The 14,466-nt window shown below is 70.4% G+C and carries 10 protein-coding genes; 5 read left to right on the forward strand and 5 right to left on the reverse strand.

The annotated features are described in order from the left end of the window. Positions 1–163: 163 nt before the first annotated feature. Positions 164–1,096, forward strand: coding sequence for a LysR family transcriptional regulator (locus tag AB0N81_RS11245; protein WP_365357526.1), 933 nt, complete (start codon positions 164–166; stop codon positions 1,094–1,096). Here the strand turns inward: AB0N81_RS11245 and AB0N81_RS11250 are convergent. Next, the gene (locus AB0N81_RS11250) at positions 1,066–2,301 is read right to left on the reverse strand and encodes a sigma-70 family RNA polymerase sigma factor (protein ID WP_365357527.1); all 1,236 of its coding nucleotides are present in this window, start codon (positions 2,299–2,301) and stop codon (positions 1,066–1,068) included. The genes AB0N81_RS11245 and AB0N81_RS11250 overlap by 31 nt on opposite strands. Continuing rightward, positions 2,295–2,711 (reverse strand): YciI family protein, encoded by a 417-nt coding sequence (locus AB0N81_RS11255; RefSeq protein WP_365357528.1) that lies wholly within the window; start codon positions 2,709–2,711, stop codon positions 2,295–2,297. The genes AB0N81_RS11250 and AB0N81_RS11255 overlap by 7 nt, the downstream gene beginning before the upstream one ends. A 199-nt stretch (positions 2,712–2,910) precedes the next feature. Between AB0N81_RS11255 and AB0N81_RS11260 the strand changes: the two genes are divergently transcribed. Further along, positions 2,911–4,965, forward strand: coding sequence for a pectinesterase family protein (locus AB0N81_RS11260; protein WP_365357529.1), 2,055 nt, complete (start codon positions 2,911–2,913; stop codon positions 4,963–4,965). 29 nt (positions 4,966–4,994) lie between these two features. Here AB0N81_RS11260 and AB0N81_RS11265 read toward each other — a convergent pair whose 3' ends face one another. After that, positions 4,995–6,524, reverse strand: coding sequence for an MFS transporter (locus AB0N81_RS11265; protein WP_365357530.1), 1,530 nt, complete (start codon positions 6,522–6,524; stop codon positions 4,995–4,997). Positions 6,525–6,947: 423 nt separating this feature from the next. Between AB0N81_RS11265 and AB0N81_RS11270 the strand changes: the two genes are divergently transcribed. Together AB0N81_RS11270 and AB0N81_RS11275 are read left to right on the forward strand one after the other, a co-directional pair. Next, on the forward strand, positions 6,948–8,192 hold the full coding sequence (locus AB0N81_RS11270) for an LLM class flavin-dependent oxidoreductase (protein ID WP_365357531.1): 1,245 nt from the start codon (positions 6,948–6,950) through the stop codon (positions 8,190–8,192). Further along, positions 8,189–9,424, forward strand: coding sequence for an MFS transporter (locus AB0N81_RS11275; protein WP_365357532.1), 1,236 nt, complete (start codon positions 8,189–8,191; stop codon positions 9,422–9,424). Before AB0N81_RS11270 ends, AB0N81_RS11275 begins: the two co-directional genes overlap by 4 nt. 13 nt (positions 9,425–9,437) lie before the next feature. Here the strand turns inward: AB0N81_RS11275 and AB0N81_RS11280 are convergent, their stop codons facing one another. Beyond that, positions 9,438–11,606: an MMPL family transporter gene (locus AB0N81_RS11280; protein ID WP_365357533.1), complete on the reverse strand. Its 2,169-nt coding sequence runs from the start codon at positions 11,604–11,606 to the stop codon at positions 9,438–9,440. A gap of 141 nt (positions 11,607–11,747) precedes the next feature. Next, a complete protein-coding gene (gene lpdA / locus AB0N81_RS11285) occupies positions 11,748–13,151 on the reverse strand; it encodes a dihydrolipoyl dehydrogenase (protein ID WP_365357534.1) in 1,404 nt (467 codons plus the stop codon). A 278-nt stretch (positions 13,152–13,429) separates the two neighbouring features. Between lpdA and AB0N81_RS11290 the strand changes: the two genes are divergently transcribed. Continuing rightward, the gene (locus AB0N81_RS11290) at positions 13,430–14,290 is read left to right on the forward strand and encodes an SAM-dependent methyltransferase (protein WP_365357535.1); all 861 of its coding nucleotides are present in this window, start codon (positions 13,430–13,432) and stop codon (positions 14,288–14,290) included. The last annotated feature ends 176 nt before the right edge of the window (positions 14,291–14,466 follow it).

Here is a 14,466-nt window from a genome sequence, read left to right on the forward strand (position 1 = left end):
TTCCGAGTCGATGGCCCGTGCCCCGGGACACCTGGTCCGTGAACCCCGGGTCGACGCCCGTCGCCGGGTCGCCGCCCGGGCCATGAGCGATCTTGGTGCACGACGAAAACCCAAGTCAATCCTCTGGTTTTCTTGCATCCCCCCAAGGGATAACTTCACTCACGTGACCCTCGACGACCTTCGAATCTTCATCGCCGTGTGCCGCGCCGGCAGCCTCAGCGCGGTGGCCCGCGACCTCTCCTGTACGCAGTCGGCGGTGAGCCAGCACGTCAAACGCCTGGAGCGGGAGCTCGGCGTGAGTCTCCTGGAGCGGCACGCGCGGGGTGTCGTGCCCACCTCGGCCGGGCGGATCCTCCAGTCAGCCGCCGCCGACGGGATCGGCGGCATCGACTTGGCCGTGCGCCGGCTGCGGGAACAGGCGCGCGGTGACGGCGGGGCGGTGCGGATCACCACAGGGGCCACCTCCGTACGGCACTTCATGGCCGAGGCCGTCGTCGGATTCCGGGACTGCTACCCGCGCGTCAGCCTGGAGTTTCAGACCATGAGCTCCAGCCGCAGCTGCTTCGACGCGCTCGCCGCCGACGACCTGGACCTCGCCTGGATCACTCTCGGGGAGCCCGTGCGCGGCATCGAGCAGCGGCCTGTCGTCGAACTGCCCTGGGTCCTCGCCGTCCGCGCCGACGACCCCCTGTCCGGCCGGACGCACGTCGAGCCCGCCGAACTGGCCGCGGGGCAGCTCATCACGCCCCCGGAGGGGTCCACCTCGCGCGGGCAACTCGACGTGCATCTGGGAGAGTTGGGCGTGGCGCTGCCGACCGTGACCAGTGTCGCCGACTGGGACACGGCCGTCCTCCTCGCGGAGCTGGGGCTCGGCCAGGCCGTCGTGCCCGCGCTGCCCGGCTGGCGCGAGAGCGGTCCCGCGGGGCTCCGTCTCGTCCCGGTCCCGGAGCTGCCGCCGCTTTCGGTGGGCTGGGCGGTGCGCCGCTGGGACGCGCTGAGCCCGCTGGCCCGCGCCTTCGCCGACACCGTCGCCGAACACTGCGCGCCGCTTGGCGCGGCCCCCGCTCAGGGCGCCAGTCTGGCGGCGCGCGTCTGAAGGTAGTGGGCCTCGGGGCGGCTGAGGGTGCCCTGGGCCGCCGACCGGTAGGCGGTGCGGGCGCCTTCGGTGTCGCCCGCCCTCTCCAGCAGGTGGGCGCGGACGGCTTCGAGCCGGTAGTGCCCCTTCAACCGGTCTTCCAGCGCGTCCAGTTCACCGAGCCCGGCGCGGGGCCCGTGCACCATCGCGAAGGCCACGGCCCGCCCGAGTTCGGCCATGGGCTCGGGAGTGAGGCGTACGAGAACGTCGTACAGGGCGAGGATCTGCGGCCAGTCGGTGGCGTCCGTGTGCTCCGCCTCGTCGTGCAGCGCCGCGATCGCCGCCTGCAACTGGTAGGCGCCGGGCGGCCCTTGGGGCAGCGCCTCCTCGACGAGCGCCGTGCCCTCGGCGATCGCCCGCCGGTCCCAGCGGGTGCGGTCCTGCTCGTCGAGCGGGATCAGCTCGCCGTGCGGCCCCGTCCGTGCCGCGCTGCGGGCCTCGGTGAGCAGCATCAGCGCCAGCAGGCCCGTCACCGCCCCCTCCCGGGGCAGCAGGCGGCGTACCGCACGCGTCAGACGGATCGCCTCGCGGGCGAGGTCCGCGCGGTGCAGGGCGTCGCCGGAGGTCGCGGTGTAGCCCTCGTTGAAGATGAGATAGAGGACCTGGAGGACCGCGGCGAGCCGCGCGTCGCGGTCCTCGGGCCCCGGCTGCCGGAACGGCACCCCCTTGATCCTCGCCTTCGCCCGGCTGATGCGCTGCGCCATCGTCGCCTCGGGCACCAGGTGCGCGCGGGCGATCTCGGCTGTGGTCAGACCGCCGACGGCGCGCAGGGTCAGGGCGACCTGCGCGGCCGGGCTCAGCTCGGGGTGGCAGCACAGGAACAGCAGCGTGAGCGTGTCGTCGTCCGCCGGGGCGCGGCTGTCGCCCGGTGGGGGAGCGGTGAAGGCGTCCCGGGGCGTGAGGCGGGCCGCGTCCTCCTCGCGCCGCCGCCGTGCCTCGTCGGCGCGGAGCTGGTCCGTCAGGCGGCGTGCGGCGACCTTGATCAGCCAGCCGCGCGGGTTGTCCGGCACGCCGGTGTCCGGCCACTGCCGCGCCGCCGCCAGCAGCGCCTCCTGCACGGCGTCCTCGGCGGCGCCGAAGTGCCCGTACCGGCGTACGAGCGCGCCGAGGACCTGCGGCGCGTGCAGGCGCAGCAGGCCCTCGACCTCGGTCGTACGTCTCAACACTCGCCCCCCGAGGAATCCTGGACGGGACGGATCACGACGGGCGGGTCGACGACGCCCTCCGGCCCGGGGCACTCGGTGATGCGCTGCGCGATCTCGGTGACCCGCTCCAGGCTCGCGCACTCGAGCAGCCAGTACCCGGCGAGCACCTCCTTCGTCTCGCCGTAGGGGCCGTCCGTGATCACCGGGCGGCCGTCCTTGTCCCGGCTCACGAGGCGGGTCTGCGCGGGCTCGGTGAGTCCCTGTCCGTCGATGAGCTCGCCGGACTCGGCGAGGTCGTTGGTGACCTCGCTCATGAAGGCGAACATCGCCTGCAGTTCCTTCTCGCTCCAGGCCGGGCTGCTCGCGGACGCCTTGCCCGCCATCGCTTCGTAGTCGGCCTGCGATCCCTGGACCATCACCAGATACTTCATGACTTCGCTCCTCGACTGCGCCGTCACCCCTCGCGGGCGACTTTCACAGGGGACGTCGGAGCGGACGGCGCGTTCTCGACACCTCGCGGAAAAAATTCTATCGACGGGCAACCTTCTCCGCCCCCGGCGGCGACTGCTCAGCGGCCCGTTCCACCGGACACGGGCGTCCCCCCACGTACGTACAGATGGGAAGCGACGCATGAGTGAGCTCCACGGCAAGGCGCGGCACCGCAGAAAGAAGACGGTCCTCCTGACAGGTGTCCCGCTGGCCGTCGCCGCCGCGGGTGTGATGGCCTACGGCACGGCTTTCGGGGCGTTCGGCGAGGAGGCCGCGCCCCGGGCCGCGGCCGCGCCCGCCGCGGTGCCCGCTTGGGCCGACGACACCGCCGACGGCTTCGCGTCGGTCCACGCGCTGGGGCAGAAGGGGACGTACGGCGGCCGGGGCGGCAGGACCGTCACGGTGCGGACCCTCGCCGACCTGGAGAAGTACGCGACCGCCGCGGAGCCGTACGTCATCGTCGTGGCGGCGGCGATCACCATGGACCCCAAGGGCAAGGAGATCAAGGTCGCCTCCGACAAGACGATCGTGGGCGCGGGCGCCTCGGGTCAGATCGTCGGCGGCGGCTTCTTCCTGGGCCAGGGCGTCCACAACGTGATCATCCGGAACCTGACGATCCGGGACTCGTACCACGGCACCTGGAACGACAAGGAGCACGACTGGGACGCGATCCAGATGGACGGCGCGCACCACGTGTGGATCGACCACAACGATCTGCGGCACATGGCCGACGGCCTGATCGACAGCCGCAAGGACACCACCAATGTGACCGTGTCCTGGAACAGGCTCAGCGACAACAACAAGACCTTCGGCATCGGCTGGACCGAGAACGCCACCGCCGACCTCACGATCCACCACAACTGGTTCCGCGAGACCGAGCAGCGCAACCCTTCGACCGACAACGTCGCCCACGCCCACCTCTACAACAACTACTTGCAGGACGACCCGGGCACCGACATCACGTCGTCGTACGGCAATTACTCGCGCGGCAGGACGAAAATGGTCCTGGAGAACAGCTATTTCCAGGGCATCAACAACCCCGTCATCAAGGACGCCACCGCCGCTCTCGTCCAGCGCGGCAACGTCTTCTCCAAGACCAGCGGCCGCAACGAGAGCGGCGGCACGGCCTTCGACCCGAAGGCGTACTACAAGTACAAGCTCGACAAGGCGGCCGACGTGCCCGCGCTCCTCAAGTCCGGGGCGGGGCCGCGGAGTTCCATCGGTACGACGGCCGGGCCGCGCGCCGACCGCACCCTCACCGTCGCCAAGGACGGCAGCGGCCAGTACACGAGCGTGCAGAAGGCCGTCGACGCGGTCCCCGCGGGCAACTCCTCGCGCGTCGTGATCCGGATCGCCCCCGGCACGTACCGCGAGACGGTCAAGGTCCCCGCGAACAAGCCGCACGTCACGGTCGAAGGCACCGGCGCCGGCCGCAAGGACACTGTCATCGTCTTCAACAACGCAGCCGGGACGCCGAAGCCGGACGGCTCGGGGAAGTACGGCACGAGCGGCAGCGCGACCTTCGCAGCCGAGGCCGACGACTTCACGGCCCGCAACCTCACCATCTCCAACGACTTTGACGAGGCGGGCAACCAGGGCCTGGACGGACATCAGGCGGTGGCGCTGCGCACCGCGGCCGACCGGGTCCGGCTCGTCTCCCTCATCGTCGGCGGCGACCAGGACACCCTGCTCCTCGACACGGCCGCCAAGGACAGGGCGGGCCGGGTGTACATGACCAATTCCTACGTCGTCGGCAACACCGACTTCGTCTTCGGCCGCGCCACCGCGGTGATCGACAAGTCCGTCCTCACCTTGAAGAAGCGGTGGAACGGCACCTCGGCCGGGTACGTCACCGCGCCCAGCACCGCCGCCGGGCGCAAGGGCCTCCTCATCACCCGCTCGACGGTGAACGGTGACGTGTCCGCCAAGAGCTTCCACCTCGGCCGGCCGTGGCACGCGGGCGGTGACGCGACCCTCGACCCGCAGACCACCGTCCGCGACACCACTCTCGGCGCCGCGATCAAGCCGGCCCCCTGGACCGACATGGGCGGCTTCTCCTGGAAGGACGACCGTTTCGCCGAGTACAGGAACAGCGGCCCGGGTGCGGGCGGCCCCGGCGGAGACCGCCCGCACCTGACGGACGCCCAGGCGGCGAGCCAGGAGACCGCCGACTGGCTCGGCGACTGGAAGCCCTAGCCCTCGACTGAGCGCCTACGGGCGCGGATTCAGCCCATGTGCACGGGCGCCGCGCCCTCGGCCGTCTCCTGCTTCCGGGCGGTGATGGCCAGAGCGGTCACGACCAGGCCCGCCAGGAACATGACGCCCGCACCCACGAAGGCCATGGTGTAGCCGTGGGTCAGCGCGTCGGCCGCCTCGGCCACCAGGCCGTGGTCCTTCGTGGCCACGCCCCGGTAGAACGAGGCGGCCGCTTCGGGCAGCCGGTCGTCGGCCGCCGAGGTGGAGATGGTCGCCAGGACGGCGAGGCCCAGGGCGCCGCCGATCTGCTGCGCGGTGTTCAGGAGCGCGGACGCGATACCCGTCTCGTGGTGGTCGACGCCGCTGACCGCGCCCAGCGTCATCGGCACGAAGCCCATCCCGAGACCCAGCGCGGTCACGAACATCGCCGGCATCAGATGCCCGGTGTACGACGAGTCGGGGGTGAGCGTGGCGAACCAGAACATGCCACAGGCCGCCACCAGCAGGCCGGGCCCGGCGATCACCCGGGGAGCCAGGCGCGTGACCAGCTTGGCGCTCAGGGCCGCCGCGATGCCCATGCCGAGGCTGAACGGCAGGTTGGCGAAGCCGGTCTTGACCGCGCTGTAGCCGAGGATCAGCTGCATGTACAGGGTGAGGAAGTAGAAGGTGGCCATCATGCCGGCGCCGATGAACAGCATCGTGGCGAAGGACCCGGACCGGTTGCGGTCCCTGAAGAGCCGCAGCGGCATCATCGGGTGCGAGCTCCGGCTCTGGATGAGCAGGAAGGCGCTGAGCAGGACGGCGGCGACGGCGAAGCAGGACAGCGTCAGGCTGTCGGTCCAGCCGTGCTCGCCGCCGCGCGTGATGCCGTAGACGAGGGAGATCAGACCGCCCGTGCCGGTGACGGTGCCCGGCAGGTCGAGGCGGCCCGGGTGGCGTTCGGCCTCGACGAGCGTCCTGGTCCCTGCGAGCACGGCCAGGCCGATGGGAATGTTCACGAAGAACACCCACCGCCAGTCCAGGGCGTCGGTGAGGACGCCGCCGAGCAGCAGGCCGACGGTGGCGCCGATGCCGGCCATCGCGGCGTAGACCCCCATCGCCTTGTTGCGCGGCTTGCCCTCGGGGAACGTCGTGGCGATCAGCGAGAGGGCACTGGGCGCCGCGATCGCCGCGCCGACGCCCTGGAGTATGCGGGCGCCGATGAGCAGGCCCTCGTTCGGGGCGAGCCCGCCGAGCAGCGATGCCAGGGTGAACACGGCGATGCCCACCTGGAACATCCGCCGTCGCCCGAAGAGGTCACCGGCCCGGCCGCCGAGCAGCAACAGCCCGCCGAAGGCCAGCGCGTAGGAGTTGACGACCCAGGCCAGGTTCGCGTCGGACACCTCCAGCGCGGTCTGGATGCTGGGCAGCGCGATGTTGGTGATGGTGCCGTCGAGCACCACCATCAGCTGGGCCGCGGCGATCACGAACAGGGCCAGGCCGAGATGCCGGCCGCCGGGTGGGGCACCGGCCGTGTCCGCCGGTGAGGGAGTGGTGACAGCCGTGCTGTCAGCAGACATGAAAGAGCTCCAGAACGAGGCGTGGACACATTCCGCCGGAACGGGAATCAGACGTGGAAGGTCTTCATCCATTCCGGCGTGAGGGGCGGCGGTGACCCCCTGCAAAGGGGCGGAACGCCGCAGCGCAATCCGAGCGGTGCGCCGGTTCAAATGCGGCCCGGCTCGGGACAAGAAGAAACCCTAACACTCCGAAAGCGCTGGTAGAGGACGCGTAAGAGAAATTCAAGTACGGTCTGCGGCGGACTTGACATTTCTCTTCCTTTCCTAGGCTACCGACTTTTGCGGGCTTTATTGATTTCACTTGCATTTTCGTTCGAGCTGTGAGCAATGAGGGTCGTGGAGGGGATCGGGCTGTGCTCACACTTTCCACGAAAAGGCAACTTGCACTAACGTTCATGGCCGGGTCGTGGGAGGGGAGTGGCAGTGGCCATCGACATCGGGGTGTTCCTGCCGGTGCTGGACGCGGAAGCGCGGGGGCAGGCCGGGGAGTTCGCCGCGGCGGCGCGCCGGGCGGAGGAGCTCGGCTTCGAGTCCGTGTGGGCGAGCGGACATCTGACGGGGCGTGTCCCGACACTGGACGCCACGGTCACTCTCGCCACGGCCGCCGCGGTCACCACCCGCGTCAAGGTCGGCTACGGAGTCCTGACGGTCCCCGTCCACCAGGTCGCCCACCTCGCCCAGCAGCTCAAGAGCCTCCAATTCCTCTCCGAGGGGCGCCTGTTGGTGGGCGCCGACACGGGGGGAGGCGCCTGGGCGCAGTGGCGCGGCGGCCTGGCCGACTCACCCGTGTGGGAGGCGACCGGCGTGCCGTACGAAGAGCGCGACGAGCGCACCGACCGTGCGCTGGAGCAACTGAGAAAGCTGCTCGTGGCCCATCCGACGGAGGTCGGCGGCACCGAGCTGACCCTGCGGCCGCGCGTGAACTGGCCGCCCTTCCTCATCGGCGGCGAGTCGGACGCGGACCTGCGGCGCGCCGTCCGGCACGGCAACTGGTTCCCCAACCTCGCCTCTCCCGCGTACCTCGCCCGGACGCTGCCGCGCCTGGCCGAACTCGGCGCCGAGGCGGGCCGCCAGGTCAGCCCCATGGTGAGCGTCGCCGTCCCGGCCACGCTCGACCCCGCCGGCACCCGCGAGCGACGCGACCCGCCGTCCGCGACCGTGCTGCGCCGCTACGGCATCGGCGCCGGGCGCGCCGGCGCGATGGCGGTCGACGGGACACCGGAGCAGGCCGCCGAGAAGATCGTCGAGTTCGCGCGGGCAGGCGCCGACAGGATCGTCCTCAGCTTCCCCGACTCCGACTGGCGCACACAGTACGAACTGGCCGCGCGGGCCGCCGAGTCGGCGTGGAGCGCCCTCCCGTACCGGCGGACGGCCACCGCCGGGAACCAGACCAGCTGCGGCGGCTGGGCGCGGGTCACCCTCGACGTGGGGCGCGAGCCGGGAACGTACGCCTTCGACAATCCCATCGGCACGGACATCCTCGACGCCGGACTCGCCGACGCCCTGGAGGCGGGCGTGCGCGAAGGGCTGGCGGGGGAGGCCCGGACGGTGCGGGTGCACCGTGCCTGGGTGCACGCGGTCGACGCGAACGAGCGGGTGTTCCACCGGGCGGGCCGGGATGCGGCCGCCGCGGCACTGGCCGCGGCACGCGCCGGTGAGCGGCGGTGACCGACCGCACCCCGCCGGCCTCCCTGTGGAGCAACCGCAACTACCGCGTCTTCCTGCTCATCCAGACCTTCTCCGCCCTCGGCGACTCGTTCTCGTTCGTGGCGATTCCGCTGCTCGTGCTGCACAGCACCGGCTCCGTCGTCCAGATGGGCCTGGTCACGGGAGCGACGGGCGTCGCGTCCATCGTCACGGGCCTCTTCGCCGGTGTGATCGCGGACCGGTTCGACCGGCGCGCGCTCCTGATGCTCGCCGACGTGGCGCGCTGTCTGCTGTACGCGCTGATCCCGCTGGTCTGGCTCTTCGCGACGCCGATGTGGCTGATCTACACGGTCGTTCCGCTCACCGGCGGCTTCGCGATGCTCTTCCAGGTGACGTACGTGACCGTGGTGCCCGCCATCGTCGAGCCCGACCAGATCATCCGGGCCAACGCCCACCTCTTCGGCTCCTACGCCGTGGCGACGGTCGGCGGGCCCACCCTCGCGGGCTTCGTCGCGGCGGCGTTCGGGCCCGTGGCCGCCATCGGGATCGACGCCGCCACTTTCGCCGTGTCCGCGGCCGGACTCCTCCTCGTCAAGCTGCGGCCGACGCCGCCACCCGGCGGCGACGAGGAGAAGGCGTCCGGCGGGGACGTGCGCGGGGAGTTCCTCGCCGGTATCCGCTTCCTGTGGGCGCACCCCGTCCTGCGCCCGCTGACCGTACTGCTGTCCCTGGTCATCTTCCTCACGCACGGCATGACCGACGTCATCATCTTCCGCGTCAAGAAGGACCTCGGGTACGGGGACGACATGGTGGGCTATGTGCTGAGCGCGGGTACCGTCGGCACCTTCCTCGCCTCGTTCGTGGTCACCCAGGTGCGCAAGGGCCTCGGGTTCGGGCGCAGTTGGATCGGAGCCACCGCGCTCGGCGGAGTCGCCCTCGCCTGTCTCGGCCTCACCGACAGCGTGCCGGTGATCGGCGCACTCTCGGCGGGCATGCTGCTCGCCACGGGTGTCGCCGGTATCTGCTCCATGTCCCTGCGCCAGGAGGTGACCCCCGGTCATCTGCTGGGGCGGGTCACGGCCGCGTTCTGGACGACGCACTACTCGCTCGGCCCGCTCGGAGCCGCCGCCGTCACCGCGGGAGCCGCCGGATTCGGCGTAGCCCGGATGTGCCTCGTCGTCGGTGCGGGCGTGGTGTGCGTGGCTCTGAGCGGGATGCTGACCGGGATCGTGCGGGCCGAGGCGGCCGCGTGACGCCCGGGCGGTCTCACCGGCTGCGCGTCGCGCCCCCCAGGCGCTCCTCGTCCGAATCCGGCGGCGCGGACCCGCCGCGCCCGTTCCGCTTCTCGTCGCCGTGGCCGGGCCACCAGGCCGCGTGCCCGATGAGCGCTGTCAGCGCCGGAGTGAAGATCAAAGCCATGACGAACGCGGCGATGAGGATGCCGAAGGAGAGCGAGAAGCCCATCTGGGAGAGCGTCGAGTTGCCCGCGAGCATGAGCGTCGCGAACGTACCCGCCAGGATGACGCCCGCCGAGCCGATCGTCGGCCCGGAGTGGCGCACCGCCGTGCCCGCGGCGTCGTGCGGGCTGCGGCCCTCCCGGGCCTCCTCGCGCAGCCGCGACACCATGAGGATGTTGTAGTCCGTGCCGAGCGCGACCACGAACAAGTACATGATCACCGGCAGCATGAACATCAGCCCTGGCTGGCTGCCGATCTGCTGGAAGAGCAAGGAAGTCGCGCCGAGCGTCGCGCCGAAGCCGAGCGCGACGGACAGCATCAGGTACCAGGGCGCCACCAGGCTGCGCAGCAGCAGACCGAGGATCACCATGATGGCGAGCGCCGCCACGGGGAAGACCACCGAATAGTCGCGGTCCACCGCCCTGTTGATGTCGACGTACACCGCGGTGATGCCGCCGACGAGCGCCTTCGTGCCGGTCGGCGCGGACTCGTGGGCGGCGGGCCGCAGCCGGTCCTTGACGGTCTCCAGCGCCTTGTCGGAGGCCGGCGGGTCCGCGAGGATCACGGAGTACGAGGCCGTCGTACGGTCCGGGCTCAGGCGCGGCGCCGCGACCTCGCCGACGCCCTCGGTGCCGGAGATCTGCTTGCGGAAGGCACCTGCCTGCGCCTGCGTCACCGGCTCGTCGGTCGTGGAGGTGAGGTACACGGACGTCGGGTCGGTGGTGCCGGCGGGGAACCCCTTCTGGAGGTCGTCCAGCGCGACCATCGACTCCTTGTCCTTGGGCAGCGACGACCCGGCCAGGTCGAAGTTGGCCTTGTAGCCGAGCGCGCCGAGCGTGAGCGCCCCCATGAACAGCGCGGAGACCAGCGCCCACACGGCCGGCTTGCGGGCGATGGACACACCGAGCCTGGCGAACCCCGTGCCCTGCGGTTCCTTCTGCCAGGACTTCGACGGCCAGAACACCTTCGTGCCGAGGAGGGACACCACCGCGGGGACGAGCGTGAGACCGGCGAGCAGGGTCACGAACACCGCGATGGCGAGCGCCGGGCCCATCGACTGCAGCATGCCGAGCGAGGAGAGCGTCAGCGCGGCGAAGGCGACGATGACGGCGCCCGCAGCCGACGTGATGGCCTCGCCGACCCGCTCGACGGCGTGCACCATGCCGCTCTTGGGGTCCTCGCCCGCGCGCAGGGCCTCCCGGTAGCGGAAGAGCAGGAACAGGATGTAGTCCGTGCCGACGCCGAACAGGACGACGGTCAGGAGCTCCTGGATGGAGGAGTCCGCCTTCATGTCGAAGGCCTTGTTGGCGGAGGCGATCAGGCCGGTCGCCATCGGCGAGATCAGACCGATGAGGACGACGGGCAGCAGCGCGATGATGGGGCTGCGGAAGATCACAAGCAGCAGCACGATGATGATCACGATCGTGCCGACGCCGACGAGCAGGCCCGCCCGCTCGGACGCGTCGCTCTCGTCGAGCGCCTGTGCCGCCGAGCCGGTGATCCCGGCGGAGAGGTCCGTGCCCTTCAACTCCGGCTTCAGGTCGTCCCGGAGCTCCTTCACGGCGTCCTGCTGCGAGGTGTCCTCGGGGTCGGTGATCTTCGGCATCGCGACGACGGACGTCTGCACCTGTTTGTTGGGCGAGACCTCGCCGGGCACGACGGCCTGCACCTCCGGAATCTTCCGGCTCTGCAGCTCCTTGGAGACGCGGACCACGTCGGCGGAGTCGGCGGCCGTCAGCTTCTCGCCGTCGGAGCGCTGGAAGACGATGATGGCGCCGATGTTCTGCTGCTTGGGGAATTCCTTCTCCTGCACATCGGAGGCCCGAATGGACTCGTAGTGATCGGGAAGGAAACTCGCCTCGTCGCTGCTGGAGGTGAGCTTCGGCGCCAGCGAGATCACGGCGCCGGCCGCCACCACCCACGCCAGGATGATCCACCACGGGCGGCGCACCACGAATCGGCCCAGGCCAGAGAACATCGGCTACTGCCTCTCCTCGCCCCCGAGGCATAACAGTCGTGTTCCGCCCAGGATCGGCCGGACCGGGCGGCCCCGCCACTCGAACGACTCACTTTCGGTCACTCGCGTCGCGGCGGGGCGCCCGGGGCGCCGACGGGCCCGTCAGAAGTTGATCATGTGCCCGGCCAGGCCGTGCACCGCTTCCTTGACGGCCTCGCCCAGGGTCGGGTGCGCGTGGACGTTGCGCGCGACCTCGTGGACGGTGAGGTCCCACTGCTGGGCCAGGGTGAGCTCGGGCAGCAGCTCGGTGACGTCCGGGCCGATCAGGTGGGCGCCGATGATCTCGCCGTACTTCGCGTCGCTGATGATCTTCACGAAGCCGACGGTGTCGCCGAGGCCGTGCGCCTTGCCGTTGGCCTGGAACGGGAACTTCGCGACCTTGACGTCGAAGCCCTTCTCCTTGGCCTGCGCCTCCGTCCAGCCGAAGCTGGCGATCTGCGGCTGCGAGTACGTGGCGCGCGGGATCATCGGGTAGTCGAGTTCCATCGTCTCGGCGTCCGCAAGGGTCTCCGCCGCCACGACACCCATGGCCTCGGCCGTGTGCGCCAGCATCAGCTTCGCGGTGACGTCACCGATGGCGTAGATGTGCGGGACGTTCGTGCGGCAGCGGCCGTCGACGTCGATCGCACCGCGCTCGGTGAGCGCCACCCCCGTCGCCTCCAGGCCGAAGCCGGAGACGTTCGGCGCGAAACCGATGGCCTGGAGGACCTTGTCGGCCTCCAGGACCTGCTCCTTGCCGTCCTTGCCGGTGACCGTCACCCGCACCTTCTCGCCGGACTCGTCGATCGACTCGACACGCGTCGAGGTCAGCACGTCGATGCCGAGCTTGCGGTACTGCTTCGCCAGCTCCTTGGAGACGTCGGCGTCCTCCAGCGGCGCGACGCGGTCCAGGAACTCGACGATCGTGACCTTCACGCCGTAGTTGTGCAGGACGTACGCGAACTCGATGCCGATGGCACCCGCGCCCGCGATCACGATGGACTCCGGCAGCGAGTCGGCGAGGATCTGCTCCTCGTACGTCACCACGCGCTCGCTGCGGCTCGTGCCGGGCAGCAGCCGGGGCGTGGCGCCGGTGGCGATGATGCAGTTGTCGAAGCCGATCGTGGCGGTCGTGCCGTCGGACTTCGCCACCTGAAGCGTGTTGGCGTCCAGGAACGTGCCCCGGCCGTCGAACTCGGTGATGCCGTTCTTCTTCATCAGGAAGTGGACGCCCTTGACCCGGCCGTCCGCGACCGTGCGGCTGCGGCTGAACGCCTCGCCGTAGTCGAAGGACACCTGCCCGTCGACCTTGATGCCGTACGTCTTCTGCTCGTGCGTGAAGAGGTGGGCCAGCTCGGCGTTGCGCAGCAGGGCCTTCGTCGGGATGCAGCCGACGTTGAGGCAGACACCACCCCAGTACTTCTCCTCGACGACCGCTACCCGCTTGCCCAGCTGGGCGGCGCGGATGGCGGCCACATAGCCGCCGGGTCCTGCTCCGAGCACGACGACGTCGAAGCGGTCTTCCATGGGGAGGTCCTCTCTGGGTGGTACGGATCCGGTGGTGCGGATGGCTCTCTGCCACGATCATCCGGCATGCGGAGGCCCGGGGGGTCAGTGGGTGAGACACACCACAGCTCCCACGGCCGTCCCACTGTGCGGGTGCACCCCGGAGGGCCCAGCAACCACCGTTCCCCGCAAGGCCGTTGAAGTTTGTGAAGTTCGTTCACTCGAACGTGGACCAACGGCTAGTGTCGCGACTCAGGAACACGTTCCGTGAATCCCGCGGGAGAGGTGGAGAGCGCGCTGTGGCGAGTGACAACCAGTCCGAGACGGTGTCAGGGCCGTCCATTCCCTACGACGTCCCGACGTCGGCCCGCGGCTACGGCTGGATGCTGGGCGGCAAGGACAACTATGAGATCGACCGGAAGTTCATCCTCTCCACCGTGCCCTCGTTCCCCGAGGTCGTCGACATCTGCCGGCAGAACCGCCAGTTCCTCTACCGCGCGGTGCGCCATCTGACGCGCGAGGAGGGCGTCCGCCAGTTCATCGACATGGGCTGCGGGTTGCCCACCGACAACAACGTCCACCAGGTCGCCCAGCGCTTCGCACCCGATGCCCGTGTCGTCTATGTGGACGTCGACCCGATCGTCCTCGCGCACGGCCGCGCGCTGCTCGCCGACGACTCCTCCACCACGGTCATCATGGGGGACATGCGGGACCAGGACGCCATCCTGGACCACCCGGACGTGGTGCGCCTCATCGACTTCGACGAGCCGGTCGCCGTCCTCTTCCTCTCCGTGGGGCACCACCTCGTCGACGCGGACGACCCGCACCGCATCCTGCGCACGATCATCGACCGCGCGGCCCCCGGCAGCTTCGTCAGCTTCTCGCAGGTCGTCTGCGACGACCCCGAGCGCGGCGCGCGGATGACCGAACACATCGCCGGCGGCGGTGTCCCCTGGCAGACCCGCACGCCCGCCGAGGTCGACGTGCTGCTCGAAGGTCTCGAGCCCGTGGCGCCCGGCGTGGTCAACCTCGTCGACTGGCGCCCCGACCCCGACCAGCCGGACCTTGCACCGGTCGACCCCGACCTCGTGCCCTACCTCGGCGTCACCGACGCCAACAAGGGGATCTACGAGTACGGGGGAGTGCTGCGCAAGCCGTAACGGAACGGTTGACCTGGAGAGATCCGCGTCCCACAATGACCACCATGATCCAGCACCTGACCGCCGCCACCCGGACGTTCAACGTCCCGTGGCGGCGCGGGTGCGAGCGATCGGGCCGCTAGCTGTACGGAGTCCGCTCCGCACGCCCGCCCGATTCCGCATCGAAGGATCAGCCC

Origin of the sequence: Streptomyces sp. NPDC093510 (assembly GCF_040683555.1) — a bacterium.
GTDB lineage: Bacteria > Actinomycetota > Actinomycetes > Streptomycetales > Streptomycetaceae > Streptomyces.

Bases quoted from the DNA above. Each gene is read 5' to 3' on its own strand.
- AB0N81_RS11255 (WP_365357528.1), bottom strand. From the start codon at position 2,711: ATGAAGTATCTGGTGATGGTCCAGGGATCGCAGGCCGACTACGAAGCG.
- AB0N81_RS11260 (WP_365357529.1), top strand. From the start codon at position 2,911: ATGAGTGAGCTCCACGGCAAGGCGCGGCACCGCAGAAAGAAGACGGTC.
- AB0N81_RS11265 (WP_365357530.1), bottom strand. From the start codon at position 6,524: ATGTCTGCTGACAGCACGGCTGTCACCACTCCCTCACCGGCGGACACG.
- AB0N81_RS11280 (WP_365357533.1), bottom strand. From the start codon at position 11,606: ATGTTCTCTGGCCTGGGCCGATTCGTGGTGCGCCGCCCGTGGTGGATC.
- lpdA (WP_365357534.1), bottom strand. From the start codon at position 13,151: ATGGAAGACCGCTTCGACGTCGTCGTGCTCGGAGCAGGACCCGGCGGC.